This window comes from Ensifer sp. VA4 (genome assembly GCF_055710065.1).
Map to the genome: position 1 here is coordinate 1 of NZ_JBVQPO010000015.1, position 25,064 is coordinate 25,064.

The following is a 25,064-nucleotide window of genomic DNA, read 5'->3' on the forward strand; positions in this document are numbered from 1 at the left end:
CGGTCTCCAGAGTCGCTGGATATAAGGCGCCCACACAGCGAGTGCGCCCTTCGTCTATCGGTTAGGACACCAGATTTTCATTCTGGGAAGAGGGGTTCGACTCCCCTAGGGCGTGCCACTGTGTTGACCTCTTTCCCCACATTTCCAATACTAGCGTCGCAGTATCTGCGCGATTGCAACTCATGTTCGATCGCGTCTCGGCACTCTGGAAGCGATGCCTCTGAATTGATGTCGAGGTTTGAGCTGAAAGAGGATAATATGCGCGGGTGAATTGCGCACGGTCGCCAGACTGCGTTGCAAATCATCAGCGACAAGCATGGGCGCCCATCGTCTAGCGGTCAGGACGCCGCCCTCTCACGGCGGTAACACGGGTTCGAGTCCCGTTGGGCGTGCCAATCGCTGCTCGCAAGTGCACCAGCCGGCCATTCAATCATCGATGGGTGAACCCGAGCGTTTCTCGCTCGGCGATTTTACAGCGCCTTCGCCGCATCCGTGACGCGCAATTGCACACGACGCTGGCCTTGCCACAGATCCGCCGACACCGAGCCGGCGACGTGAATCGACGCGCCGCGGCTCGCGAGCAGGAAATCGCCGAGCGGCGTTTCCGTTGCCCGGAACGCAATACCGTCGAGCCGGCTGCCGTCCTGGCCTTCCAACGTTACCTTGATGTGGTTGGCGCCCACCTGTCGGCTGTCGCGCAACCGGTGTTGCGGAAAGGCGAAGACCGGTTGCGGATGCGCCGAACCATAGGGGCCGGCCTGTTCCAAGAGATCGATGAGTTCCAGTGTCGCGCCGGAGGCAGCGAGCGCACCGTCCAGCTTGAGTGTCTGGATGGCGACGAGGTCGCGTACTGCCGCCTCCGCACGTTCCTCGAAGAATTGCCTGAGCTTGCCGAGCTTCGCCCGCTCCACCGTAAGGCCGGCAGCCATCGCATGGCCGCCGCCTTTGACGAGCAGGCCTCCATCAACCGCGGCCCGGACCATCTTGCCCATGTCGAAGCCGTTGATCGAACGGCCCGAGCCGGTGCCCCGGCCATTCGGATCGAAGGCGATGGCGAAGGTCGGCCGGCGGAACTTCTCCTTGATGCGGGCGGCAAGCAGCCCGACGATACCGGGGTGCCAGTTTTCCCGCGCCGTGACGATCACCGAGGCGCCCTCGCCAGTGCCGTACTCCGCAAGAACCTCGGCCTCGGCTTCGGCCAGCATGACGGCTTCCATGGCCTGCCGCTCGCGGTTGAGCTCATCAAGCTGCGCGGCGATCCTTTCCGCCGCTCCGGCATCGTCCATCGCCAGCAGACGGCTGCCGAGGGCAGCGTCGCCGATGCGGCCGCCGGCATTGATTCGCGGCCCAACCAGAAACCCCAGGTGATAGGGCGTGACCGGGCCGCCGATCGCCGCCTTTCTCAACAGCGCCGCGAGCCCGACATTGCCCATGTGCCGCGCCGCGATCAGTCCCTTGACGACATAGGCCCGGTTCAGCCCCTTGAGCGGCACGACGTCACAGACGGTCGCGAGCGCCACCAGATCAAGCTGCGCCAGCAGATCGAAGGATGCGGCGCTCCCGTTGCCGGCACTGCGCAGCACGCGCAAGGTGTTGACGAGGACCAGATAGACGACGCCGGCGGCACAGAGATGTCCCTGCCCCGAAAGATCGTCTTCCCGATTGGGATTGACCAGCGCGTGACAGGCTGGCAAGGCCGACCCCACCTGATGATGGTCGATGACGACGACGTCGACGCTACGTCGCCCCGCAACGGCAAGTGCTTCATGGCTCGTCGAGCCGCAGTCGACGGTGACAATGAGCTCGGCGCCATTGTCGATCAGTTGTTCGATCGCCGCCGGATTCGGCCCGTAGCCCTCGAAAATCCGATCGGGAATGTAAATCTCCGCGTCGATGCCAAAGTGACGGAGGAACCGGGTCATGAGCGCCGACGACGCGGCACCGTCGACGTCGTAGTCGCCGAAGACCACGACCTTTTCACGCCGCTTGATGGCCGCCGCGAAACGATCGGCGGCCTTGCGGCAATCGGTGAGCGTATCCGGATCCGGCATCAGCGACCGAAGCGTCGGATCGAGGAAGCTCGCGGCATCGTCGAGCACGACCCCGCGGCCGGCAAGCACGCGACCAAGGAGATCGGAATAACCGTGGACCTGACTGATGGCGAGCGCCCGGTTCTGGCCCGCCTGGTCAAGCCGTGACACCCAGCGCTGACCGCTGACCGATTGCTCGACGCCGAGAAAGGCCCGCTGTACCGGATCCACCAATTCTTCCATGTTCGTCCACCCGCCTGCACTTAACTTTTCTTAGCGCATAACCCCGACAATCGTGACCGTTTTTGGAACGGCATACACAGAGATCCGCGGTCCGCGCCCCGTTTCCGGCGCCGCTCGCCTGACATGCCCATATGAGAAAGCCTCGCCGGCATGCTTGCACGGCGAGGCTTCCAATCTATCGGCGACAATCCGGCGCTACGCGCCGCCGCCATGCATTGCGGTTGAGGTCTGTGCCGCCCTCAGTTCGCCTTCGGACGCTCGATACGGATGACCTGCGGCTCGCCGACGAGATAGCCCTCGCTCTTGATCGCCTTGATGGCATCGCGAACGGAATGCTCCGAGGTCGCGTGTGTCACCAGGATGATCGTCTGCGGCTCGCCGCTCTCCATCAGGTGCTTGGAATGCTGCATGATCGATTCCAGCGAGATGCCGTTATCCGCCATGCGCGTCGCGATGCTGGCGAAAACGCCGGTGCGGTCGACGACCTTCAGGCGGATGAAGTAGCCGCCCTCGTGGCTCTGGATCCGCGCGCGCTTGTAGGGAAGCAGCGCATTGGTCGGACGGCCGAAGGCCGGAACGTGCTGAGCACCCGGACGGCTTTTCGCGATGTCGGCGATATCGCCGAGAACGGCCGAGGCGGTCGCGTTGCCGCCGGCACCGGGGCCGACCATCAGCAATTCGCCAAGAATGTCGGATTCGATCGCGACTGCATTGGTCACGCCATCGACCTGGGCGATGACGGAATCATAGGGCACCATCGTGGGATGGACGCGCTGCTCGATGCCGCTCTCGGTACGCTGCGCGACCCCCAGGAGCTTGATCCGGTAACCGAGATCGGCCGCCGCATGAATATCGTCGATCGAGATATTGGTAATGCCTTCGAGATAGATGTCGTCGGCAGCGATCGCCGTACCGAAGGCGAGGCTCGTCAGGATCGACAGCTTGTGCGCCGTGTCGTTGCCCTCGATGTCGAAGGCCGGATCGGCTTCCGCGTAACCGAGACGCTGCGCTTCCTTGAGGCAGGCTTCGAAGGAAAGCTCTTCCTTCTCCATCTTCGTCAGGATGTAGTTGCAGGTGCCGTTCATGATCCCGTAGACGCGCGAGATCGTATTGCCGGTCATGGATTCGCGCAGCGCCTTGATCACCGGGATGCCGCCGGCGACGGCCGCTTCGTAGTTCAGAAGCGCGCCCTTCTCCTCGGCGATCTTGGCGAGTTCGATGCCATGGGCCGCAAGCAACGCCTTGTTGGCGGTGACGACATGAATGCCACGCTGCAAGGCGGCCTTGACGGCGGAATAGGCTGGGTCGCCCGAGCCGCCCATCAATTCGACGAAGACGTCGATATCGGCGTCACGCGCAAGCGAGACGGCATCGTCGAACCATTTGATTTGCGAAAGGTCGACGCCGCGATCCCTGTTGCGGTCACGCGCGGTTACGGCCGTGGTCTCGATTGCCCGCCCGCACGTTGTCGCAAGCATCTCGTGACGATCCTGGAGGATTCGCACGAGCGAGGCACCGACGGTACCCAAGCCCGCAATGCCGATTTTGAGGGCATCTGCCATAGCCATTTCCTAACATGTAAGGGGCGAGCCGCGAGAACCGCGGTGCCGGTGTGGAAGGAGGCGCACCCAAGAGCGCGCCTCCCGTCTTATTTACCTGTGAGCGTTGAGCGAGACGACGTTGTGCATCGTCTCGTCGGCGGTCGACAGGAATTTCTTGATGTTGCGCGCCGCCTGGCGAATACGGTGCTCGTTCTCGACCAGAGCGAGGCGCACGTAGTCGTCGCCCTGCTCGCCGAAGCCGATGCCGGGAGCAACCGCGACATCGGCCTTCTCGACCAGGAGCTTCGAGAACTCGAGCGAACCGAGATGGCGGAACTTCTCCGGGATTTTCGCCCAGGCAAACATCGTCGCTGCCGGCGGCGGCACGTCGAAGCCCGCCTTGCCGAAGCTCTCGACCATCACGTCGCGGCGGCGCTTGTAGACGTTGCGGACCTCGGCGATGTCGCTGCCATCGCCGTTCAGTGCCTGGGTCGCCGCCACCTGGATCGGCGTGAAGGCGCCGTAATCGAGGTACGACTTCACACGGGTCAGCGCCGCGATCAGTCGCTCATTGCCGACGGCAAAGCCCATGCGCCAGCCGGGCATCGAGAAGGTCTTCGACATCGAGGTGAACTCGACCGTGCAGTCGATCGCTCCCGGAACCTCCAGGACAGATGGCGGCGGCGCGTCGTTGAAGTAGATTTCCGAATAGGCAAGATCCGAAAGCACGATGATGTCGTGCTTCTTCGCGAAGGCGATCACGTCCTTGTAGAAGTCGAGGGTCGCGACCTGCGCCGTCGGGTTCGACGGATAGTTGAGGATCAGCGCCAGCGGCTTCGGGATCGAGTGGCGCACGGCGCGCTCGAGCGGCGGGAAGAAGGTCTCATCAGGCTCGACCGAGATCGAGCGGATGACCCCACCGGCCATCAGGAAGCCAAAGGCGTGGATCGGATAGGTCGGGTTCGGGCACAGGACCACATCACCCGGCGCGGTGATCGCCTGGGCCATGTTGGCGAAGCCTTCCTTGGAACCAAGGGTGGCGACGACCTGCGTTTCCGGATTGAGTTTGACGCCGAAGCGACGGGCGTAGTAGGCGGCCTGGGCACGACGCAGCCCGGGAATGCCCTTCGACGACGAATAACGATGCGTGCGCGGGTCCTGAACGACCTCGCAAAGCTTGTCGACAATCGACTGTGGTGTGGGAAGATCCGGATTGCCCATGCCGAGGTCGATGATGTCAGCACCGGCCGCTCGCGCGCTTGCTTTCAAACGGTTGACCTGTTCGAAAACATAGGGCGGCAAACGCCGGACTTTGTGAAACTCTTCCATCTCCAAACCTCGTTTGGCGCACGCTCCCGCCAGCGGCTCAAGCCTTCGCGAAACCGTGCGCTGTGGTGAACGGCCGTCCTTGCGGCCATTGAACGCTTTGCGTCCAAATCACCGGAAAGGCAAGCGCTAATTCTGGATCTCTTTCAGCGTGTCGGCACCGTGCTGTTCGGCGAGCGCGCGCATTTCTTTCAGACGACGCTGATATTCCGCTTCCGAGATCGCGCCGGACTTGCGCGCAGCGCCGAGCGATGTCAGCCGCGCCTGCATGTCGGCCGCCTCCTCGTTCGTCATCTGCGTCGTCGCGGCCGGCTTTTGGCCGTAGACCGAGGGATAGTTCTCGAAGTTCGTCGTCTGGTTGTTGCAGCCTGCAAGCGTGCCTAGCAGAACGATCCCGGCAAGCCAGGTGATGGAACGCTGTTTTCCGACGGCAAGCATACTGAAGAGAACCTCTGATCTGACGGCGCGACGATGCGCCTAGCCCTTGTAATCATTTTCGGGCAGAATGTAAAAATACAAAACAAACAAGATGCTGTGGAGGAAGCCGGGTGACAGCAGAGAGGAAAACGGAAGGCACCACTGGCAAGGACGGCTTCACGGGTTTCGACCCCAAATCCGTCGAGCCATACATCGTCAAGGACCCGGAAAGCCTCGCCGTCAACCTCGCCCGCGCCATGGAGCAACTCGGCAAGGCGGCCTCCGCCTGGCTGGCGCCGCGTGAATCGGGGCAGAAATCGGACGTCTTCGCCGAACCGGTCACCGACATGGTGAAAACACTGTCCAAGGTCTCCGAATACTGGCTTTCCGATCCGCGCCGCACACTTGAAGCGCAGACGCATCTGATGGGCAGCTTCTTCGAGATCTGGTCGCGGACGCTCCATCGCATGTCCGGCGAAGTCGGGATGACGGAGCCCGCCGCGCTCCAGCGCAACGACAAACGCTTCTCCGACGAGGATTGGGTGAAGAACCCGTTCTTCGATTTCATCCGGCAGGCCTATTTCGTCACATCGGATTGGGCCGAGCGCATGGTCGAAGACGCCGAAGGGCTCGACGATCACACGAAACATAAGGCGGCTTTCTACGTCCGCCAGGTTTCGAGCGCACTCTCGCCCACGAATTTCGTCACCACCAATCCGCAACTCTATCGCGAAACCGTCGCGTCGAACGGCGCCAACCTCGTCAAGGGCATGCAGATGTTCGCCGAGGACGTCGCCGCCGGCCGTGGCGACCTCAAGCTGCGGCAGACGGACACCAGCAAATTCGCGATCGGCGAGAATATCGCGATCACGCCCGGCAAGGTCATCGCCCAGAGCGACGTCTGCCAGGTGCTGCAATATGAAGCCACGACGGAGACGGTGCTGAAGCGACCGTTGCTGATCTGCCCGCCGTGGATCAACAAGTTCTACGTCCTCGACCTCAACCCGCAGAAATCCTTCATTAAATGGGCCGTTGACCAGGGGCACACGGTGTTCGTGATCTCCTGGGTGAACCCCGACGAACGGCATGCAACCAAGGACTGGGAGGCCTATGCCCGCGAAGGCATCGGCTTTGCGCTCGACACCGTCGAGCAGGCGACCGGCGAGCGCGAAGTCAACGCCATCGGCTATTGCGTCGGCGGCACCTTGCTGGCCGCAACCCTTGCGCTGCACGCTGCCGAAGGCGACGATCGCATCCGCTCCGCGACCCTGTTCACGACGCAGGTCGACTTCACCCATGCGGGCGACCTCAAAGTCTTCGTCGACGAAGACCAGATCCGCCAGATCGAGCAGAACATGAGCGTGACCGGCTACCTCGACGGCTCGAAGATGGCGACCGCCTTCAATATGCTGCGCGCCTCCGAGCTCATCTGGCCCTACTTCGTCAACAACTACCTCAAGGGGCAGGATCCCCTGCCCTTCGATCTGCTCTACTGGAATTCCGATTCGACGCGGATGCCGGCAGCCAACCACTCTTTCTATCTGCGCAATTGCTACCTCGAGAACAAACTCTCGAAGGGTGAGATGGTGCTTGCAGGCCGGCAGATCTCGCTCGGCGACGTGAAGATCCCCATCTACAACCTCGCCACCAAGGAAGATCACATCGCTCCGCCGCGCTCGGTCTTCCTGGGCAGCTCTTCCTTCGGCGGCAAGGTTACTTACGTGCTTTCCGGCTCGGGCCATATTGCCGGCGTCGTCAATCCGCCGGACAAGGGAAAGTACCAGTTCTGGACCGGAGGCGCGCCCAAGGGCGAGTTCGACGAGTGGTTCAAGGCAGCGAAGGAGACGCCGGGATCCTGGTGGCCGCATTGGCACCAATGGATCGAGAAGCTCGACAAGAGACGCGTTCCGGCCCGCAAGCCCGGCGGTCCACTGAATTCGCTCGAAGAGGCGCCGGGCTCCTATGTTCGCGCCAGGGCATGATACATTTGCAGGAAATATCTTGATTTTCGATCCGCCGCTCGCACAGGCAACCCTCGTGCAGCGCTACAAGCGCTTTCTCTTCGATGCGATCCAGCCGGATGGTACCGCCATGACCGGATCCTGCCCGAATACGGGTTCAATGCGTGGTCTGACGACGCCGGGCTCACGCATATGGATGTCGGAGCACGACAGCCCGACGCGGAAATACCGTCACATGCTCGAGATCGTCGAAGCCGACGGCACGCTGGTCGGGATCAATACCGGTTTGCCGAACCGGCTCGCCGAAGAGGCCATTCGGCTTGGCCTCGTTTCCGATCTGCACATCTACCAAGGCTTCGCGCGGGAACAGAAATACGGCCGCAATTCGCGCATCGATATCTTGCTCACCGATCCCGTCCGGGGCCTTGCCTATGTCGAGGTGAAGAACGTGCATTTCAGCCGCAGGCCCGGCCTCGCCGAATTTCCGGACAGCCCGACGGCACGCGGCGCCAAACATCTCGACGAACTCGGCGACATGGTCGAAGGCGGCCACCGCGCCGTCATGATCTATCTCGTGCAGCGCGGCGACTGCGACCGCTTGCGAATCTGCCGCGACTTCGACCCGGCCTATGCGCAAGCCTTTGACCGCGCCATGGCACGCGGGGTCGAGGCCTATGCGATCAAATGTCAGGTTTCGCCGACCCAAATCCGTCCGACCGGGTTGATGACAGTGGACGAAGCGGCCCTCGCTGCTCTATGAAATCCGACTTGGAACAAATGAAAGCTTTGGAATGGTGACTTACATCGAGGCAGGGTCTGCCCCCTATAAAAACACCGGCGTTATCCGGCTCTACGGACCGGAAGGTTTCGAGGGCATGCGCAAGGCCTGCCAGGTAACGGCGCGCTGCCTCGACGAACTCGTCTCGCGCGTTCAGCCGGGCGTCACGACCGACGAGATCGACCGCTTCGTCTTCGAGTTCGGCATGGACCATGGCGCGCTGCCGGCGACGCTGAACTACCGCGGCTACACGAAGTCCTCCTGCACCTCGATCAATCACGTCGTCTGTCACGGGATTCCCAACGACAAGCCGCTGCGCGAAGGCGACATCGTCAACATCGACGTCACCTATGTCGTCGATGGCTGGCATGGCGACTCAAGCCGCATGTATCCGGTCGGCGAGATCAAGCGCGCGGCCGAGCGGCTGCTCGATGTCACCCATGAAAGCCTGATGCGCGGGATTGCCGCCGTACGCCCGGGCGCACGCACCGGCGCCATCGGCGAGGCGATCCAGACCTATGCCGAAGCGGAGCGCTGCTCGGTGGTGCGCGATTTCTGCGGCCACGGTGTCGGCAAGCTCTTTCACGACGCGCCGAACATCCTGCACTACGGCCGCGCCAATGAAGGCCCCGAATTACGCGAGGGCATGATCTTCACCATCGAGCCGATGATCAATCTCGGCCGCCCGCATGTGAAGGTGCTTTCGGATGGCTGGACCGCCGTTACCCGCGACCGGTCGCTTTCGGCGCAATACGAGCACACGGTCGGCGTGACCGCCGAGGGATGCGAGATCTTTACTCTGTCGCCCGCCGGCCTGTTCAAGCCGGGCCTCAACAATGTCGGCGCCGCATGAAGAAGCGTCCAATCTCCCCTGAGGGCGATGATGCGCCATCGGCGGACGAAAGGACGTTTTTTCCGCAATTGCAGTTGGGCAGGGGATCTGCGCCGAAGAAGGCGCCGGCGCCCGAAGCGCATTATCACGGCCATCGCGATCGGTTGCGGGCGCGCTATCGCGAGCACGGCGACGCGGCGCTGGCGGACTACGAAATCCTTGAAATGCTGTTGTTTCGGCTGATTCCGCGCAAGGATACCAAGCCGATCGCCAAGGCGCTCATCAGCCGTTTCGGAACGCTTGCCGGTGTCTTCGGCGCACCGATCGGGCTGTTGCAGGAGGTGGACGGCATCGGCGAGGCCGTTGCCCTCGATCTCAAGCTGATCTCCACGATCGGTCACCGCACCCTGAAGAGCGAGCTTCGGCAAAAGCACCTTCTCTCCTCCTGGAGCGCCGTCATCGACTATTGCCATGCGGCAATGGCCTATGAGACCAAGGAACAGTTCCGTATCCTCTTTCTCGACAAGCGCAACGCGTTGATTGCCGACGAGGTGCAGCAGACGGGCACGATCGACCATACGCCGGTTTATCCACGTGAAGTGGTCAAGCGCGCACTCGAACTCTCCGCTACGGCGATCATTCTCGTCCACAATCATCCGTCTGGAGACCCTACGCCGTCGCGCGCCGATATCGACATGACCAAGCTGATCGTCGAAACGGCGAAGCCGCTCGGCATCGCCGTCCACGATCACATCATCATCGGCAAGGATGGGCATGTCAGCCTGAAGGGCCTGCGGCTGTTCTGAGAAGCGGTTCCAGACGGAAGCCGCTTCCACTGTTCCCGGAAGTGCTTCGGCCTACAGCCATTTCGCGCGTCGGAAGAAGCGATAGAGCGTGGTGCACAGTCCGATGATCACCGCCAGCACGATGAAATAGCCGTAGCGGAACTTCAGCTCCGGCATGTCGTCGAAATTCATGCCGTAGATACCGGCGATCGCGGTCGGCACGGCGAGGATCGCCGCCCACGACGCGAGTTTGCGGGAAATCTCCGTCTGTTCGGACTGTCCGATCATCAGGCTCGCCTCGAAGGTGAAGGCGAGAACTTCGCGCAGCGCGTCGATATCCTCCTGGACGCGGCGCACGTGGTCGGTCACATCGCGAAAGAGCGGCTGCAGCGCGGCATCCATGCCAGGAAGATCGATGTGTTCGTGCCGGCGGCAGACGTCGACAAGCGGCACGACCGCATTGCGCAGCCTCAGGAGATTGCGGCGGAGCAGATAAAGGCGCTCGATATCACGCTTGACCAATCGCTCCCGCAACAGCCGATCTTCCAGTTCTTCCACCTCCTCATGGATCGCCTCGATCACCGGCATGTAGTTGTCGACGATGAAATCGAGGATCGAATAGAGGATGTAGTTTTCGCCATGGGCGAGCGCGGACGGCGAAGATTCGCAACGCTGGCGCACCGCCATGTAAGACGTGGACGCGCCGTGCCTGACCGAGACGACATAGCCTCGGCCGACGAAGAGGTGGGTCTCGCCGAAAGCGATCTCATCGCCGACCATATGAGCGGTGCGGGCCACGACGAAGATCGAGTCGCCATAGATCTCCAGTTTCGGCCGTTGATGCGCCTTGCCGGCGTCCTCGATGGCCAGATCGTGGAGATCAAACTCTCTTTGCAACTGGTGAAGCAGGTCCGCATCGGGCTCGTGCAGGCCAATCCAGATCACCGCGCCTGGCCGCGAGCGCCACTTGCCCGCATCTTCGATCCGGATATCGCGTAGTCTCACGCCGTTCTCATAGACCGCCGCCGCCACGACACCCGGCCGATGCGTGAGCTGTGCAGCCGCGCCCTCCTCGTCAAGTGGCGGCACCGCCCTGTTCGTAAGCTCCAATCCCATCGTCAGCCTCCCAGGCAAATACGACACCGATGGGGCTCGGCATGTCGTAACGAAGCCAAGCCTACGCGCATTCCCTTATATTCTCATCCCGCTGTTTCGGCTATGAAAACCACTTCATCAAACCGTGCCATTGACGGTATAGACGCTTGCAAGCGAGAATTTTTGCGATGCACAATGATTCCTCCCTTCAAACGGAAATGCCCATGAACCAGTTCGATCTCATTGTCGTCGGAAGCGGGCCCGCCGGTCGCCGCGGCGCCATCCAGGCCGCCAAGCTCGGAAGGAAGGTTCTCGTCATCGAACAGGGAAAGCGCGTCGGTGGCGTTTCGGTGCATACGGGTACCATTCCCTCCAAGACCCTGCGCGAGACGGCACTCAATCTTTCCGGTTGGCGCGAGCGCGGCTTCTACGGGCGCGCCTACCGCGTGAAGCAGGAAATCAGCGCCGACGATCTCCGGCAACGGCTGATCATCACCCTCAATCACGAGGTCGAGGTTCTCGAACACCAGTTTGCCCGTAACCGCGTGCAGCAGATGCGCGGCAAGGCAAGCTTCGTCAATCCGACTACGCTCGAGGTCGTGAAAGACGACGGCGAGACCCTGCTGGTTTCAGCGACCAGCATCATGCTTGCCGTCGGCACGAAGCCATTCCGTCCGAACTACATGCCCTTCGACGGCAAGACCGTCCTCGACAGTGACGAACTGCTGGATATCGCGGAGTTGCCGCGCTCGCTCGTGGTCATTGGCGCCGGCGTCGTCGGTATCGAATATGCGACGATCTTCAGCGCGCTGGACACGCATGTCACGGTCATCGACCCCAAGACGACGATGCTCGACTTCATCGACAAGGAGATCGTCGAGGATTTCACCTACCAGCTGCGCGACCGCAACATGAAGCTGCATCTCGGACAGAAGGCCGACAAGGTCGAGCGACTCGACGACGGTAAGGTCCTGCTGACGCTCGACAACGGCCGCAGGATCGTCACCGACATGGTCCTCTTCGCTGCCGGACGCATGGGCGCGACCGACACGCTGAACCTGCCTGCAGCCGGGCTCGAGGCCGACAGCCGCGGACGGCTCAAGGTCAATCCGGAGACGTTCCAGACCTCGGTGCCGAACATCTATGCCGCCGGCGATGTCGTCGGCTTCCCGAGCCTTGCCTCGACCTCCATGGAACAGGGCCGCATCGCGGCGCGCGTTGCCGTCGGCGCGATCGCCATGGAACCGCAGAAGTATTTCCCCTACGGCATCTACGCGGTGCCGGAAATCTCCACCTGCGGCCTTTCGGAAGAAGAGGTCAAGGAACGCGGCATCCCCTATGAATGCGGCATTGCGCGCTTCCGCGAGACCTCGCGCGGTCACATCATGGGGCTCGATTCCGGCTTGCTGAAGATGATCTTCTCAATGAAGACTCGCCGTCTGCTCGGCGTGCACATCATCGGCGAAGGCGCGACCGAGCTGGTGCACATCGGCCAGGCCGTGTTGAACCTCAAGGGCACGGTCGAGTATTTCGTCGAGAACACCTTCAACTACCCGACGCTTGCCGAGGCCTACAAGATTGCCGGCCTGGATGCATGGAACCGCATGGGCGAGATCAAGCAGGAACTGCCGAAAGCGTAAGCCGTAGGCGACAGGTCTGGGCGCGCGTCAAAGACGGCGACAGCGGCGTCCAACTCGGTCGCGTACCGGGCAAATCGCCCGCATGCCCACCATGCCCACGAATCAGGTAGCTTTGCCTCTCCTGATAAAGAGACATGAACGCCATGCGCATCCTTTCCCTGAATGCCTGGGGCGGCAAGCTCCATTCGCCGCTGATGAAATATCTCTCGCAGGTCGATGCCGATGTTCTGTGCCTGCAGGAGATCGCGCGTTCGCCGACCACGGAAGCCGAGTGGCTGACGTATCGCGATGCGGATGTCGTATTGCCGCAGCGCGCAAACCTCTTCGACGAGATCGCGGCAGTGCTTCCGGGGCATGATGGCTTCTTCTGCCCAACGGCACGCGGCACGCTTTTCGACGGCGACAGGTCCGTGACCTCGGAATTTGGGCTCGCAACCTTCGTCCGACGGACGCATTCCGTCATCGGGCAGGCGCTCGGCTTCGTGCATGGCAGCTTCTCATCCAATGCTTGGGGGCCACATCCACGAGCGCGGAATGCGCATTGCATCCGCCTGTTCGATCACGACATCGGCGCTGCGATCACCATTGCGCAGATGCATGGACTGAGAGAAATCAATGGCAAGAACGACACGGCGGCGCGGCACGCACAAGTGGATGCGCTTGTGGCGCTCATCCGTCAGGTCTGGCCGGGCGACGAGCGGCTCGTCGTATGTGGCGACTTCAACGTGCTTCCCGACAGCGTTACCTTCCAGGCACTCGGGCGGCTTGGGCTCATCGACCTTGTGGTCTCCCGTGGCCACACGGATACTCGAACGTCGCACTATCTGAAAAGCGGCCGCTTTGCCGACTACATGCTCGTGAACGGCGACGTCGATGTCACCCGCTTCGATGTCGTCGCGCAGCCGGAAGTGTCCGACCACCGCGCCCTGCTCCTCGACATCGGCTAGGCCACGCCGCTGAAACCGGAATAGATCCGCCTCCGCGACGTGCCTCCAATGAAAGAAGCCCTGCCGCAAGCGGCAGGGCTTCTCGATTCCTAAGGCTTGGGTCCGATTACTCGGCGCTGTCTTCAGCGGCCTTCTTCTTGGCCGGAGCCTTCTTCTTCGGAGCCGCGGCTTCTTCGCCTTCAGCGGCTTCAGCCTTGGCAGCAGCCTTCTTCTTGGCCGGAGCCTTCTTGGCAGCCTTGCCTTCGCCCTCTTCGTCGTCAGCCGTCAGCTCTTCCTTGGAAACCGTCTTGTCGGTTACCGAGATTTCGCCGAGCAGGTGGTCGACGACCTTTTCTTCGAACAGCGGAGCGCGCAGCGATGCAGCAGCGCCGGGGGTGTTCTTGAAGTAGTCGAGGATCTGCTTTTCCTGGCCCGGGAACTGGCGGAGCTGCTCGAACAGCGAACGCTGCAGTTCGTCGTCGCTGACCTGAACGCCGGCCTTTTCACCGATTTCCGAGAGAACGAGGCCGAGGCGGACGCGGCGCTCTGCGAGCTTGCGGTATTCGGCGCGGGCTTCTTCTTCGGTGGTTTCTTCGTCAGCGAAGGTCTTGCCGGCCTGCTGCAGGTCGGTGTTGATCTGGCGCCAGATGTTTTCGAATTCGGCTTCGACGAGGCGCTCCGGCGTTTCGAACTTGTAGAGTTCGTCGAGCTGGTCGAGGATCTGACGCTTGACCTTCTGACGGGTCAGGTTGCCGTACTGGCTTTCGATCTGGCCGCGGACGATTTCCTTCAGCTTGTCAGCCGATTCGAGGCCGAGCTTGGTGGCCAGTTCGTCGTTGATTTCGATGTCCTGGGCAGCAGCGACGTCCTTGACGGTGATGTCGAAGGTCGCTTCCTTGCCGGCGAGATTTGCAGCCGGGTAGTCAGCCGGGAAGGTGACGGTAATCGTCTTCTCGTCGCCAGCCTTGACGCCGACGAGCTGCTCTTCGAAGCCTGGGATGAAGCGGTTGGAGCCGAGAACCAGCTCAGCGTCTTCGTCCTTGCCGCCGTCGAAGGCAACACCGTCGACCTTGCCGAGGTAATCGATCGTAACGCGGTCACCGTTGGCAGCCTTGCCCTTCTTCGATTCGTAGCTGCGGGCGCTTTCGGCGATACGCAGGATCTGTTCGTTGACTTCCTCGTCAGCGATTTCGACGACTTCGCGGGTCACCTTGATGCCGCTGACGTCCTTGAGTTCGATCGCCGGGATGATCTCGTAGGCGACGGTGAACTCGAGGTCAGCTTCCGCGTTGAGGATCTTGTTGGCTTCGGTCTCGTCCTCGGTCATCGCGATTTCCGGCTGGGTCGCCGACTTTTCGCCGCGGCCGGACAGGATCTCGGTCGGCTTGTCACGAACGATCTCGTTGACGAGGTCAGCCATGATCGACTTGCCATAGACCTTCTTCAGGTGCGCAACCGGCACCTTGCCCGGACGGAAGCCGTTGATGCGAACGCGGTCCTTCACTTCGGCCAGACGCTCGTTCATCCGAGCTTCCATGTCCTTGGCCGGGATAACGACCTTGAGTTCGCGCTTCAGCCCTTGAGCGAGCGTTTCGATAACCTGCATGTTCAAACCTTCATTTCACGTTGACTGTGCTCTTCCCCTTCATAAGGTCTGGCGAGCACGTGAGCCGATCCATTTGCCGGGAGTGGCTTTACGCAGTTCTGCAACCGTTTTGCAAGCAAAATGGCACTCCAGCCCCCTTCATCCCTGCAGAATCCGGACTTTAGGCGCGATCCCTGTCTGGTGCGGGTAGAGAGACTTGAACTCCCACGCCTTGCGGCACCAGAACCTAAATCTGGCGTGTCTACCAATTTCACCATACCCGCGTTCAGACAATCGCACCGCCTGATCGTATTCCCGCAAGTCCAACCAGCGGAATCCCGCGGATACAATGGGCATGCTGAAAGTTTACGGCTTTCCCGAGCGCGGCGTCTCTATATCACTCGTTTTCGCGGGATCAAAGGGAAAATGCGTATTTCCCACGACGGACCGGAGGACGCCTGCCGAGCTTCAATAAAGCGGCTCTTCATAGACCGGGCTTCCGTTGACCGCGATCTCGCGGATCTGCGCACTGCCCTTTCCATCAACGCGGATATTGACGGAAAGCGCCTCGGCATTGCGCGCCTCCTCCAATGTGCGCCCTTCGCCCTCCGGCACGTAGAAGCGCTCTATGCCGTAGTCGACATTCACCGCGGAAGGAGGCGACGACGGATAGTACGAGAATGGAAGCGAGCGGAGTACGACGCTGTCGCCAACGGGCGGCAAGGGTTGGAACGACGCTTCGGTCGCCATCCAGAAACCGTCGGGCTGCCTTTCCAGCCGGACATAAAGCATAGCCTCACCCGATTGCGTCGGAACCGCGCCCTTGAAGAGTTCGGGCTGCAGCCTGGAAATATCGTAGCTCAGGATCACGTAGTCGCCCCTGAGCAGGTCGCGCGGGTCAACGGGCACGGTTTTCAGAAGCACGTCCCGCCCGCTTCTGAGGATCGAGGCCCTGCTCTCGATCATGTAGCCGAGTGCCGCCGTCTGCGCGCCCGCGACAAGCAGGGCGGCAAGCAGCGGGTTCAGCCAACGCTTATTCGATGTGCCGCTGCTCATCGCGAAACCTCCGCCTGGCGCGTCCGCGCCATGTGCACTTCGATGCGAATGACCAGCCACGCGATGCACGCGACGACCAGACCCGAAATCAGGAAGAAGCCCGATGTGCCGAGCATCGATCCCAGGGTTTCAAAGGCGAGGTAGAGAAGCTCTCCGGCAAAGGCGACATAGCCGAGGTAGCGCACCGCCCCGTTCTGCGCTCCGGCAAGCGCAATGCCGAGGAGCGCCACCAGCAACGTGCCCGCCCCGGTCGCGATCTCCGTCGTCAGACCGACCGCCTCATATTGGAGCCCGGTTAAACCGAGCAGGGCGAGCGCAAAGGAATAGAAGGCGGGCGCCGAACCGGCATCGAGCGCAAGTTGGCGCACCGGCGAACCCGGCAGGGTCGCCACCAGGAAGGCCGCAAGACCGAGAACAGCGAGGCCAGCGGCGAAAGCAAGCGACGGGCTATCCAGGTAGAGCCAGGCCAGCCAGGAAAGAACGAGCAGATAGGCAAGATGGCGAGCCCTGCCCGCTTCCGTGAAACGAACCAGGAGAACGACGATCACGGCCAGGAGCGGCACGGACCACAAGCGCCAGTCGGAGATCGTGGGGAACGCACCTTCCGTCAACATCGTACCGAAATAAAACCACGCGAGCCCGCCGGCGGCGGTTGCCATCGCCGCCGAGCGAAATGCGAATGCCGAGAGACTGGCGCCGACGAACCACAGCAGCGCAGCATCAGCCGCATCGCCCGACAGGTGGTACATCTGCCCGATGAGGGCGATACCGCCGCCAAAGGCCGCCGCCCCCAGGACCAGCGCTGCGGCGGCAAAGGCCGCCCTGCCGGCGCGCAACAGCCAGCCGGCGGCAAAATGGAAGCCCCAGATCAGAGCAACGATGCCGGCAACCCGCGCCAGACGGGGCAGCGCCTCCCAATTGGCGGCGACAAGCAACAGGATCGACGCGGATAGCAGGAGGGCGGCGAGGATGAGCAGGACGCGCCCGGCTCGGAAGGTCGACTCCCGTCCGTCATACTCGGCCAGCATGGCGCGTGCGGCATTGTCCTGCAGCAGGCCCTTGTCGATCCAGTGCTTGAAGTCTCGCTCGAGACGCGCGCGGTACATGCTGCCCTCAGCCTTAAGCATCCGATGCTTGAAATGATCCGTGTTCATCACCAACTAACCACGTATCGGCGCGGAAATACAACCGCTCTGTCGCGAGCGCGGCTCCTGCACCGATAGGGACTGCTGAACGGCTTGCGCGATGCGCATATCTTCCATGCGGATATTGCACTGCACAAATCGATTTAAGGCCCCTATATTCAAATCATCAAAGGCGAACGAAGGCAGCAAGCCAGACGATCGCCAGCGGAACTGGCCAACCGCCTCAGGATACTGGGAAAGGCCCGGGCAAAACCCGACAGAATTCGGATGAGCGTACTCCTCCTCCCAACGCTCCTCCGATCAGATTGGCAACACTCCTCCTCCCGGTTGCCAATCACTTCAAATGACGCTCGCTGGACCTCCTCCCCCAGCGGGCGTTATTGTTTTTCAGCTCTCCTCCCCACAAGAAAGCCAGCACGTCGAGCAATTGCACAATATTCGTGCACATTCCGGTCGCGCGCGCCCGGAGCCATGCACAGGTCGCATAGGTGCCATTCTGGAACAGCTCTACCCTTCCGCCCGGCTCCATACTATCTTCAACTCATCGATCGGGGCGGCGCACTCCTCCTCCCAGCGCCCCTCGATTTTGATCGGCGACACTCCTCCTCCCGGTTGCCGATCAGAACAAAGCGACGCTCGCTGGACCTCCTCCCCCAGCGAGCGTTGTTTGTTTTTGCCCCCGGATTTCGGTCGAGACCTTCACCACCACAACCCGATTGCACGATGCGCATCGAGCGCCGTTCGTGGCCCGGCGACCGCGGCAAGGCTTGCACCTGATGCATGGGTGCGATGCAGCATTATCTCTGTAACTTCTGCTCAAGACGATTATATTCCAGATCATCAGATGACGGCCAGCAAGAGAGATAGAGCGCTGGCAAACGACCCTAGAAAGGATAGGATCATGAACCTCGCACGTTCTTTCAACAATTGGCGCAAGTATCGTCAGACCTGCAACGAGCTCGGCCGCATGAGCGACCGGGAGCTCAGCGACCTCGGCATCGGCCGCGGCGACATCCCGTACGTTGCTCGCCAGGCGATCAAGTAATTCAGGTTGCGCTTCAAGCGCAACCGGCCTCCAGTAAAAGCGCCCTCCGGTTCATTCCGGGGGGCGTTTTTCGTTGCCCAAACCGCGGATATCCCAACGCGCCTTCGCACGTGCGAGATGAACCTGAGATCTGGTCGACAACGCCCGGCGGAATAACACGAGCCACGCTCGTCAAATGCGCCGTGAGCGACGCGTCCACGATTTCAGAAAACATTTAAAACACATATGCTTAGCGTAGAGAAAAGAGCATTTTAACCAATCGTTAATCGATGCCGTCTTTTGAAGCGGTGCCCATCTATGCGGCGATGCACTGCACAAATGCATAGCAGGTGCATTTTCTTTGCACTCCACCTTCTAATTAGACAAGCGTATAAGAACCTCAACGACGCAGACAGATGGCTGTCGCGACAAACTGATTTTGAGGAAAAGACCATGAACCCGATTCGTATCGCAAAAAGCTGGATCAACTACCGCCGCACCGTCAGCGAGCTGGGCAACCTGTCGAACCACGCTCTCAATGACATCGGCATCACCCGCTACGACATCCGCAACATTGCGGCCCGTTCCTTCCGTTAATCCGAACGGTTCGAACTGACTTTCAAAACGGCGTCCTTCGGGGCGCCGTTTTCCTTTATTGACATTGGAACGAAGGGCCGAGCCGTGATAGGAAACCGGCCATGAGCAAAGACACCACTTTCCACTCCCCCATCCATGTCATCGGCGGCGGCCTTGCCGGCTCGGAGGCCGCCTGGCAGATCGCCGAGGCCGGCGTACCGGTCATCCTGCATGAGATGCGCGGCGTGCGCGGCACCGACGCGCACAAGACCGACGGCCTTGCCGAACTCGTCTGTTCCAACTCGTTCCGCTCGGATGACGCGACCAGCAATGCGGTGGGCGTCCTGCACGCGGAAATGCGCCTCGCCGGCTCGCTGATCATGAAATCCGCCGACGCCAACCAGGTTCCGGCCGGCGGCGCGCTTGCGGTGGACCGGGACGGCTTTTCCGACGCGGTCAGCGCGGCGATCGCTGCCCATCCGCTGATCACAGTCGTGCGAGAAGAAATCACCGGCCTGCCGCCGAAGGAGTGGGACCTGGCCATCATCGCAACCGGCCCGCTGACGGCGCCCGATCTTGCCGAAGCAATCCGTAAGGAAACGGGCGCCGACGCGCTCGCCTTCTTCGATGCCATCGCACCGATCGTCTACACCGAGACGATCGACATGGACATTTGCTGGTACCAGTCGCGCTACGACAAGGTCGGCCCCGGCGGCACCGGCAAGGACTACATCAACTGCCCGATGACCGAGGAGCAGTACAACGCCTTCGTCGACGCGCTGATCGCCGGCGACAAGACCGGCTTCAAGGAATGGGAAGGCACGCCCTATTTCGACGGCTGCCTGCCGATCGAGGTGATGGCCGAGCGCGGCCGCGAGACGCTGCGCCACGGGCCGATGAAACCGATGGGCCTCACCAATGCTCACAACCCCACGGTCAAGCCCTATGCCGTCGTACAGCTGCGCCAGGACAATGCGCTTGGCACGCTCTACAACATGGTCGGCTTCCAGACGAAGCTGAAGTACGGCGCCCAGGCGGAAGTCTTCCGCATGATCCCGGGCCTTGAGAATGCCGAGTTCGCCCGCCTCGGCGGCTTGCACCGCAACACCTACATCAACTCGCCGACGCTGCTTGACGCAACATTGACGCTGAAATCGCGGCCGGGCCTGCGCTTTGCCGGACAGATCACCGGCTGCGAAGGCTATGTCGAAAGCGCCAGCATCGGCCTCCTTGCCGGCCGCTTCGCCGCTGCCGAGCGCAAGGGCGAGGCATTGGCTGCACCGCCGGCCACCACCGCCTTCGGCGCCCTGCTCAACCACATCACCGGCGGGCACATCGTCTCCGACGATGAGCCGGGCAAGCGTTCGTTCCAACCGATGAACGTCAATTTCGGCCTGTTCCCGCCGCTCGAACCGGGCGCAATCACCAAGCCGGAGGGCGCCAAGCGCTTCCGCGGCAAGGAAAAGGCCGTTGCCAAGAAGCAGGCAACGGCATCACGCGCCCTCGCCGATTGCGCCGCATGGCTCGGCAAGTCCGCCTGACGGCGAACGAGGAGCCAGACAACGAACGGCCCGATCGCGATGATCGCAAGCGGGCCGCTTCTTTAGGATCTATGAAAAACTCTACTCGCTCGCCTGCGCCGTCGGGGACGGTTCGGAATCGGCATGCGTGAATTCCGATTTCGGGTTGAAGCTGCCGAGCAGCCACAAGGAAACCTCGGCCGCCTCGACCGCGTTTTGAAACTCGAAGGCGTTGTCCAGATAGGCAAAGTCGGGGAAATGCACGATCAGGCCACGGCCGGTCTCGGAGCTGTTCACCCGCACCTTTCCGGGCTGGATCACGTGGCAGACATAGTGCGTACCATGCGATTGGATGAAGCCCGCCTTGCCGTCGTGCAGCCTCAGGAATATCGCCTTCCGATCCGCGGTGCAATGCAGCGCACGGATCGCCTCGTCCGGAAAAGCACGGCCGAATTCAACCATCGCAGAGCCCGCATCGGGATTGTCCCAATCCCGCTCGGCGCGGGCGTTCATCCACATGTAGAATGCGCCGGCCAGTACGATGACGGCGATGAGCAATAACCAAAGCATTCGCGGATGCTCCCCTTCGCTCGGCGTAACGCCGATAAAGCGCTTCCATACGCTGCGAGGCTTGTGCCAACGTGTCGTCCCGTCGGGGCGACTAAGCCGAACGCATCAGGCGTTTGACGGATAGCCGCCTACATCGACCGGCTGCCTTGGCGGTTAGAAGCGACGGCGCCGAGCGGCGCGCCACATCCACCATTGCCGCCGCCATTGCGCCGGACGAATGGGTGTCTTCAAAAGCCCGGCGCCAGCCGCCTCGGCCCGATCGAAGACCGGCTCGGCCAACGCAAGCGGCACGAAGGCCGGAAAGTTCTGCGGCGAGATCGTCGCCATGTGCGCTCGAGCCCTGGCAAGGTGGTCCCGTCCGAACCCGGCGAAGGCCCGAATGGCCCGGCTGATTCCGTCGGTGTCCTCCCCGGCGATGAGCCCTTCTCGATCGAGGCCGGTCGCGCGCAGCAGTTCTGCCGGCAAATAGACCTGACCGCGTCTCAGATGCAGCGGCAACAGCATCAGGAGGCCGGCAACCGTCTGCGCGACGCCGGCGTGGCCGGCGGCCTCCGCGGATTTTGCAGCATTCTGCGGATCGAGCACCAGCGACGAGAGCTGGATCAGCGCCGAGGCGGTCTCGCCGGCATAGCCCTCAAGCGCCGAGCGGTCTTCCATCGGATCGTCATAGAGATCGAAAATCCGGGCGTCGATCATGTTCTGCAGCACCGAGACCGGCAGCCGATGCTCGCGAATACACTGGAGAATGGCTTCGGCAAGCGGATGCCCCTCGCCGGAGCCTGCGCTGTTGCCAATGAGATCGCGCCACCATTGCATGCGGATTTCGCCTGGAATCGGCTCATGCACGAGATCGCGAATTCGAGCGATCTCGGCATTGAAGGCATAAAGCGCGGCGAGCGAGCGCTGCTTGTCGGCGGGCGCCAGCAGGCAGGCGAGATAACGGTCGCGGTCCGTGTCCCGGAGGTCGGCCAGGATCTGAGCGGAAATGTCTTGCACGTCGTCTTCCTCGGATCCCGATCAAACGGCGATCAGCGCGACGGCGACTGCACGCGATTCGGCCAGCATCACATTGTAGGTGCGAACCGCAGCCCCGGTGCTCATCGGATCCGAGGATACGTTGACGGCACGCAATGCCGCCTTCAGGTCCGCGGGCAGCGGGCGGATGTCCTTGCCGGTACCGACCAACAGCACTTCGATGTCTTTCGCCTCATCGATGACTTTACGGAATTTCTCGACCGCCAAGGGATCGCCTTCCACCACGTCCCATGCATAGACGCCCGAGGGCAGCATCAGGATCGAGCCGCGATGCGACATGTCCGCAAAGCGAAAACCGCCGTTGCCATAAGCATCGATAGGCGCACGGCCCGGAAAATGCGCTTCGCGGATTTCAATACCCTTGGGCATTTCAAACTGTACCCTTTGCCGCGCCGGCGGCACCCGTATCCGCGCCGGACGCGTTTTCGTCCCCCGGAATGTGGTCGGTCCGCTTCCTGAAGAGGATGAGGACCGGGCCGGCGATGTAGATAGAGGAGAACGTCCCGACGGCGACACCAAACAGCATGGTGACGCTGAAGGAACGGATGAGGCCGCCACCGAAGAGATAGAGCGCAGCAAGCGCCAGAATGGTCGTCAGTGCCGTCAGGATCGTGCGCGAGAGTGTTTGGTTGATCGACGTATCGATCAGCACCGAAAGCGGCATGCGCGGATAGCGGCCGAGATTCTCGCGGATGCGATCGTAGATCACCACCGTATCGTTCAACGAATAGCCGACGATCGTGAGAACGGCGGCGATGCTGCCGAGATTGAACTCGATGCCGGTCAGCACCAGGAAGCCGATCGTCAGCAGCACGTCGTGCACGGTCGCGATGATCGCGCCGACGGCGAAGCGCCACTCGAAACGTAGCCAGACATAGAGCAGGATCGCCACGAAGGAAATCGCGAGCCCGATCGTTCCGGCACGTGTCAGCTCGCCCGAAACGACGGGGCCGACCACTTCCACCCGGCGGAACTCGTATTCGTCGGCCAGCTCCGTCCGGATGACGCCGGCTGCGGTCTGCTCAGCATTGTCGCCCGCCTCTTGGGACGGCACCCGAACGAGCACGTCCTCGCCCGAGCCCAGTTGCTGCACCTGTACTTCGCCGAAGTTCAGTTCGTCGAGGCGGATGCGGAGGTCGGCAACGTTGACCGCACCGCCCTTGGAGTGCAGCTCGATGATCGAGCCGCCCTTGAAGTCCACACCCAGATTGAGCCCGATGCCCGCAAGCAGGAGTACGGAGGCGGCCGACAAGGCGGCCATCAGGATGAACGCCGGATTGCGTATCCGCATGAAGCGGATGTCCAGATTGCTGAAGCGACCGGTCCGAATGCCCTTCGGCAAACGTTCCGACTTCCACTGCCGAAGCCAGCGCTTCACGATCAGGCGGGTCACGGTATAGGCGGTGAATAGCGTCGTGACACTGCCGATCGCCAGCGTTACGGCGAAACCGCGCACCGGACCGGAACCGAGGTAGAACAGGATGGCGCTGGCGATCAGCATCGTCAGGTTGGCGTCGAAGATGCTGCTGAAGACGCGGGAGAAGGCGTTGTTGATCGTGCGGCGCAGCGGCTCGCCACCACGAACCTCCTCACGCAGGCGCTCGTAGATCAGCACGTTCGAATCGACCGCGACGCCGATCGTCAGGATGATGCCGGCAATCCCCGGCAGGGTCAGCGTCGCGCCAGACGCAGAGAGTGCGGCAAGGATCAGGACGATGTTCAAGGCGAGCGCGATCACGGCAAAGACGCCGAAAACGCCGTAGAAGAAGATCATCGAGGCGGCCACGGCAATCGCGGCGACGAGACCAGCCTTGAGCCCATCGGCAATCGCGTCGTTACCGACCCCGGGGCCGACTGTCCGCTCCTCGACGAAGGTCAGCGGGGTCGGGAGCGGTCCGGTCCTGATGAGGGCGGCGAGATCCGCAGCGGAGTCGGCCGGCAGATCGGCAGAAATGCGCGCCGTGTCGCCCTTGACCGCGTCCGAAAGTTTCGGCGTTGCAGCTACCTGGCCATCAAGGACGATCGCAATCTTCGCCTGCGGCTGCTGCCCCGTGACCGCGGCGACGCGCTGTTGCGAGGCCGCATCGAGCTTGACCGCGACCGACGCCGTATCGCCGGCAGCATCCGCTTCGGGCAGCGCGGCGAGAAAATTGCCCGTCGCCAGCAGCGGCTCTTTCTGGACCAGATAGGGAACTGGCGGGTCGTCATAGGAATAGAGGACTTCTGCGCCCGCCGGCACTTGCCCCTCGACGGCCCGCTCAACCGATACGGACGTATCCAGCAATCTGAATGTCAGAAGAGCGCTTTGGCTGAGCAAGTCTTTCAGTCGTTGCGGGTCGTCGAGACCCGGCACCTGGACGATGAGGCGATCCTTGCCGCGCCTCTGGATCAACGGCTCCAGCACGCCAACTTCGGCGACACGGCTGCGCACCACGTCGATAGACTGATCAAGAGCCAGGGACAGCCGGTAGTCGATGCCTTCGTCGGTCAGGCGGAGACGGACGAGCTCATCCTCGGCGGCGCTGTCAAACACGACTTCTGAAATTGCCCCTCCGCCAAAGCCACCGATTTCGACCGGCGCCGTCAGCGTCTTCAGTTTGTCGCGAGCGGCCGAAAGTTGCACACGGTCCCGAACCCGGAACGAAATCGACTGCCCTTCCCCCGAAAGGCCAATATAGGCGATATCGGCGTCGCGCAGCGATTTGCCGACTTCGCTGGCGACCGTTTCGAGCCTTTCAGCGACGATATCGCTGCGCGCGGCCCGCAGCATGAAGTGCGAGCCTCCCTGGAGATCGAGGCCGAGCGCCACCTGGCGATGAGGCATCCAGGACGGTAGTCCCGCCGCCTCCTCGCGCGTTAAAACATTCGGCAAGGCAAAGGCGATGCCGGCGAGAGCCACCAACCAGACGAGGATACGTTTCAATGGCGGAAATCTGCGCATGCCTCAAACGCTCCAGTTGTTCGTCGGATGGTGACTGT

21 protein-coding genes and 3 tRNA genes are annotated in these 25,064 nt (G+C 61.9%); 11 read left to right on the forward strand and 13 right to left on the reverse strand.

Going from position 1 to position 25,064, the window contains the following annotated elements:
* Positions 1–43 precede the first annotated feature (43 nt).
* Positions 44–118, forward strand: a tRNA-Glu gene (locus AC0C6X_RS24755).
* A 202-nt stretch (positions 119–320) separates the two neighbouring features.
* A tRNA-Glu gene (locus tag AC0C6X_RS24760) sits at positions 321–395 on the forward strand.
* 75 nt (positions 396–470) lie between these two features.
* Here AC0C6X_RS24760 and recJ read toward each other — a convergent pair.
* The 4 genes from recJ to AC0C6X_RS24780 all read right to left on the reverse strand — a co-directional run bounded on the left by recJ (position 471) and on the right by AC0C6X_RS24780 (position 5,578).
* On the reverse strand, positions 471–2,273 hold the full coding sequence (gene recJ / locus AC0C6X_RS24765; RefSeq protein WP_173516443.1) for a single-stranded-DNA-specific exonuclease RecJ: 1,803 nt from the start codon (positions 2,271–2,273) through the stop codon (positions 471–473).
* A gap of 239 nt (positions 2,274–2,512) precedes the next feature.
* The gene (locus AC0C6X_RS24770) at positions 2,513–3,835 is read right to left on the reverse strand and encodes a homoserine dehydrogenase (protein WP_173516442.1); all 1,323 of its coding nucleotides are present in this window, start codon (positions 3,833–3,835) and stop codon (positions 2,513–2,515) included.
* Positions 3,836–3,925: 90 nt separating this feature from the next.
* The gene (locus tag AC0C6X_RS24775) at positions 3,926–5,143 is read right to left on the reverse strand and encodes an LL-diaminopimelate aminotransferase (protein ID WP_247959026.1); all 1,218 of its coding nucleotides are present in this window, start codon (positions 5,141–5,143) and stop codon (positions 3,926–3,928) included.
* Between the two features lie 126 nt (positions 5,144–5,269).
* Positions 5,270–5,578 (reverse strand): SHOCT domain-containing protein, encoded by a 309-nt coding sequence (locus AC0C6X_RS24780; RefSeq protein WP_247959027.1) that lies wholly within the window; start codon positions 5,576–5,578, stop codon positions 5,270–5,272.
* 110 nt (positions 5,579–5,688) lie between these two features.
* Between AC0C6X_RS24780 and phaC the strand changes: the two genes are divergently transcribed.
* Genes phaC through radC form a run of 4 tightly spaced genes read left to right on the forward strand, consistent with a single transcriptional unit; the run spans position 5,689 to position 9,934 of the window.
* Entirely contained in the window at positions 5,689–7,539 is a 1,851-nt protein-coding gene (gene phaC / locus AC0C6X_RS24785) for a poly(3-hydroxyalkanoate) polymerase subunit PhaC (RefSeq protein WP_472955766.1), read from the forward strand.
* Between the two features lie 19 nt (positions 7,540–7,558).
* Positions 7,559–8,278 (forward strand): DNA/RNA nuclease SfsA, encoded by a 720-nt coding sequence (gene sfsA, locus AC0C6X_RS24790; RefSeq protein ID WP_173516438.1) that lies wholly within the window; start codon positions 7,559–7,561, stop codon positions 8,276–8,278.
* A 31-nt stretch (positions 8,279–8,309) separates the two neighbouring features.
* The gene (map, locus tag AC0C6X_RS24795) at positions 8,310–9,149 is read left to right on the forward strand and encodes a type I methionyl aminopeptidase (RefSeq protein ID WP_173516437.1); all 840 of its coding nucleotides are present in this window, start codon (positions 8,310–8,312) and stop codon (positions 9,147–9,149) included.
* Complete coding sequence (gene radC / locus AC0C6X_RS24800; RefSeq protein ID WP_173516436.1) at positions 9,146–9,934, forward strand: RadC family protein; 789 nt, start codon at positions 9,146–9,148, stop codon at positions 9,932–9,934. The genes map and radC overlap by 4 nt, the downstream gene beginning before the upstream one ends.
* A gap of 51 nt (positions 9,935–9,985) precedes the next feature.
* Here radC and AC0C6X_RS24805 read toward each other — a convergent pair whose 3' ends face one another.
* Entirely contained in the window at positions 9,986–11,029 is a 1,044-nt protein-coding gene (locus AC0C6X_RS24805; protein ID WP_173516435.1) for a magnesium and cobalt transport protein CorA, read from the reverse strand.
* A 203-nt stretch (positions 11,030–11,232) separates the two neighbouring features.
* Here AC0C6X_RS24805 and sthA point away from each other — a divergent pair, with 203 nt between their 5' ends.
* Together sthA and AC0C6X_RS24815 are read left to right on the forward strand one after the other, a co-directional pair.
* Complete coding sequence (gene sthA, locus AC0C6X_RS24810; RefSeq protein ID WP_173516434.1) at positions 11,233–12,648, forward strand: Si-specific NAD(P)(+) transhydrogenase; 1,416 nt, start codon at positions 11,233–11,235, stop codon at positions 12,646–12,648.
* Positions 12,649–12,791: 143 nt separating this feature from the next.
* Positions 12,792–13,595, forward strand: coding sequence for an endonuclease/exonuclease/phosphatase family protein (locus AC0C6X_RS24815; protein WP_173516433.1), 804 nt, complete (start codon positions 12,792–12,794; stop codon positions 13,593–13,595).
* 106 nt (positions 13,596–13,701) lie between these two features.
* On the opposite strand, the gene tig is transcribed toward AC0C6X_RS24815, so the two are convergent.
* The 4 genes from tig to AC0C6X_RS24835 all read right to left on the reverse strand — a co-directional run bounded on the left by tig (position 13,702) and on the right by AC0C6X_RS24835 (position 17,321).
* On the reverse strand, positions 13,702–15,180 hold the full coding sequence (tig, locus tag AC0C6X_RS24820; RefSeq protein ID WP_173516432.1) for a trigger factor: 1,479 nt from the start codon (positions 15,178–15,180) through the stop codon (positions 13,702–13,704).
* Positions 15,181–15,358: 178 nt separating this feature from the next.
* Positions 15,359–15,443 (reverse strand) — tRNA-Leu (locus tag AC0C6X_RS24825).
* A 184-nt stretch (positions 15,444–15,627) separates the two neighbouring features.
* A complete protein-coding gene (locus AC0C6X_RS24830; protein ID WP_472955771.1) occupies positions 15,628–16,215 on the reverse strand; it encodes a GDYXXLXY domain-containing protein in 588 nt (195 codons plus the stop codon).
* Positions 16,212–17,321 carry a DUF2157 domain-containing protein gene (locus tag AC0C6X_RS24835; RefSeq protein WP_472955773.1) on the reverse strand — a complete coding sequence of 370 codons (1,110 nt, stop codon included), beginning with the start codon at positions 17,319–17,321 and terminating at the stop codon, positions 16,212–16,214. The genes AC0C6X_RS24830 and AC0C6X_RS24835 overlap by 4 nt, the downstream gene beginning before the upstream one ends.
* A gap of 940 nt (positions 17,322–18,261) precedes the next feature.
* On the opposite strand from AC0C6X_RS24835, the gene AC0C6X_RS24840 reads away from it, so the two are divergent.
* The 3 genes from AC0C6X_RS24840 (at position 18,262) to trmFO (ending at position 20,501) form a co-directional block, all read left to right on the forward strand.
* A complete protein-coding gene (locus AC0C6X_RS24840) occupies positions 18,262–18,405 on the forward strand; it encodes a DUF1127 domain-containing protein (protein WP_065376908.1) in 144 nt (47 codons plus the stop codon).
* Positions 18,406–18,837: 432 nt separating this feature from the next.
* Positions 18,838–18,981, forward strand: coding sequence for a DUF1127 domain-containing protein (locus AC0C6X_RS24845; RefSeq protein WP_064816989.1), 144 nt, complete (start codon positions 18,838–18,840; stop codon positions 18,979–18,981).
* Between the two features lie 101 nt (positions 18,982–19,082).
* Positions 19,083–20,501 carry a methylenetetrahydrofolate--tRNA-(uracil(54)-C(5))-methyltransferase (FADH(2)-oxidizing) TrmFO gene (gene trmFO / locus AC0C6X_RS24850; RefSeq protein WP_472955775.1) on the forward strand — a complete coding sequence of 473 codons (1,419 nt, stop codon included), beginning with the start codon at positions 19,083–19,085 and terminating at the stop codon, positions 20,499–20,501.
* Positions 20,502–20,582: 81 nt separating this feature from the next.
* Here trmFO and AC0C6X_RS24855 read toward each other — a convergent pair whose 3' ends face one another.
* The 4 genes from AC0C6X_RS24855 to secDF form a co-directional block, all read right to left on the reverse strand.
* Entirely contained in the window at positions 20,583–21,050 is a 468-nt protein-coding gene (locus AC0C6X_RS24855) for a hypothetical protein (protein WP_247959032.1), read from the reverse strand.
* A gap of 153 nt (positions 21,051–21,203) precedes the next feature.
* Entirely contained in the window at positions 21,204–22,046 is an 843-nt protein-coding gene (locus AC0C6X_RS24860; RefSeq protein ID WP_472955777.1) for a phytoene/squalene synthase family protein, read from the reverse strand.
* A 21-nt stretch (positions 22,047–22,067) separates the two neighbouring features.
* On the reverse strand, positions 22,068–22,454 hold the full coding sequence (locus tag AC0C6X_RS24865) for an Mth938-like domain-containing protein (protein ID WP_173518123.1): 387 nt from the start codon (positions 22,452–22,454) through the stop codon (positions 22,068–22,070).
* 1 nt (position 22,455) lies between these two features.
* Positions 22,456–25,026 (reverse strand): protein translocase subunit SecDF, encoded by a 2,571-nt coding sequence (gene secDF / locus AC0C6X_RS24870; RefSeq protein ID WP_472955779.1) that lies wholly within the window; start codon positions 25,024–25,026, stop codon positions 22,456–22,458.
* Positions 25,027–25,064: the final 38 nt, after the last annotated feature.

Bases quoted from the DNA above. Each gene is read 5' to 3' on its own strand.
- recJ (WP_173516443.1), bottom strand. From the start codon at position 2,273: ATGGAAGAATTGGTGGATCCGGTACAGCGGGCCTTTCTCGGCGTCGAG.
- AC0C6X_RS24770 (WP_173516442.1), bottom strand. From the start codon at position 3,835: ATGGCAGATGCCCTCAAAATCGGCATTGCGGGCTTGGGTACCGTCGGT.
- AC0C6X_RS24775 (WP_247959026.1), bottom strand. From the start codon at position 5,143: ATGGAAGAGTTTCACAAAGTCCGGCGTTTGCCGCCCTATGTTTTCGAA.
- AC0C6X_RS24780 (WP_247959027.1), bottom strand. From the start codon at position 5,578: ATGCTTGCCGTCGGAAAACAGCGTTCCATCACCTGGCTTGCCGGGATC.
- map (WP_173516437.1), top strand. From the start codon at position 8,310: ATGGTGACTTACATCGAGGCAGGGTCTGCCCCCTATAAAAACACCGGC.
- radC (WP_173516436.1), top strand. From the start codon at position 9,146: ATGAAGAAGCGTCCAATCTCCCCTGAGGGCGATGATGCGCCATCGGCG.
- AC0C6X_RS24805 (WP_173516435.1), bottom strand. From the start codon at position 11,029: ATGGGATTGGAGCTTACGAACAGGGCGGTGCCGCCACTTGACGAGGAG.
- sthA (WP_173516434.1), top strand. From the start codon at position 11,233: ATGAACCAGTTCGATCTCATTGTCGTCGGAAGCGGGCCCGCCGGTCGC.
- AC0C6X_RS24815 (WP_173516433.1), top strand. From the start codon at position 12,792: ATGCGCATCCTTTCCCTGAATGCCTGGGGCGGCAAGCTCCATTCGCCG.
- tig (WP_173516432.1), bottom strand. From the start codon at position 15,180: ATGCAGGTTATCGAAACGCTCGCTCAAGGGCTGAAGCGCGAACTCAAG.
- AC0C6X_RS24830 (WP_472955771.1), bottom strand. From the start codon at position 16,215: ATGAGCAGCGGCACATCGAATAAGCGTTGGCTGAACCCGCTGCTTGCC.
- AC0C6X_RS24835 (WP_472955773.1), bottom strand. From the start codon at position 17,321: ATGTACCGCGCGCGTCTCGAGCGAGACTTCAAGCACTGGATCGACAAG.
- AC0C6X_RS24840 (WP_065376908.1), top strand. From the start codon at position 18,262: ATGAACCTCGCACGTTCTTTCAACAATTGGCGCAAGTATCGTCAGACC.
- AC0C6X_RS24845 (WP_064816989.1), top strand. From the start codon at position 18,838: ATGAACCCGATTCGTATCGCAAAAAGCTGGATCAACTACCGCCGCACC.
- trmFO (WP_472955775.1), top strand. From the start codon at position 19,083: ATGAGCAAAGACACCACTTTCCACTCCCCCATCCATGTCATCGGCGGC.
- AC0C6X_RS24855 (WP_247959032.1), bottom strand. From the start codon at position 21,050: ATGCTTTGGTTATTGCTCATCGCCGTCATCGTACTGGCCGGCGCATTC.
- AC0C6X_RS24865 (WP_173518123.1), bottom strand. From the start codon at position 22,454: ATGCCCAAGGGTATTGAAATCCGCGAAGCGCATTTTCCGGGCCGTGCG.
- secDF (WP_472955779.1), bottom strand. From the start codon at position 25,026: ATGCGCAGATTTCCGCCATTGAAACGTATCCTCGTCTGGTTGGTGGCT.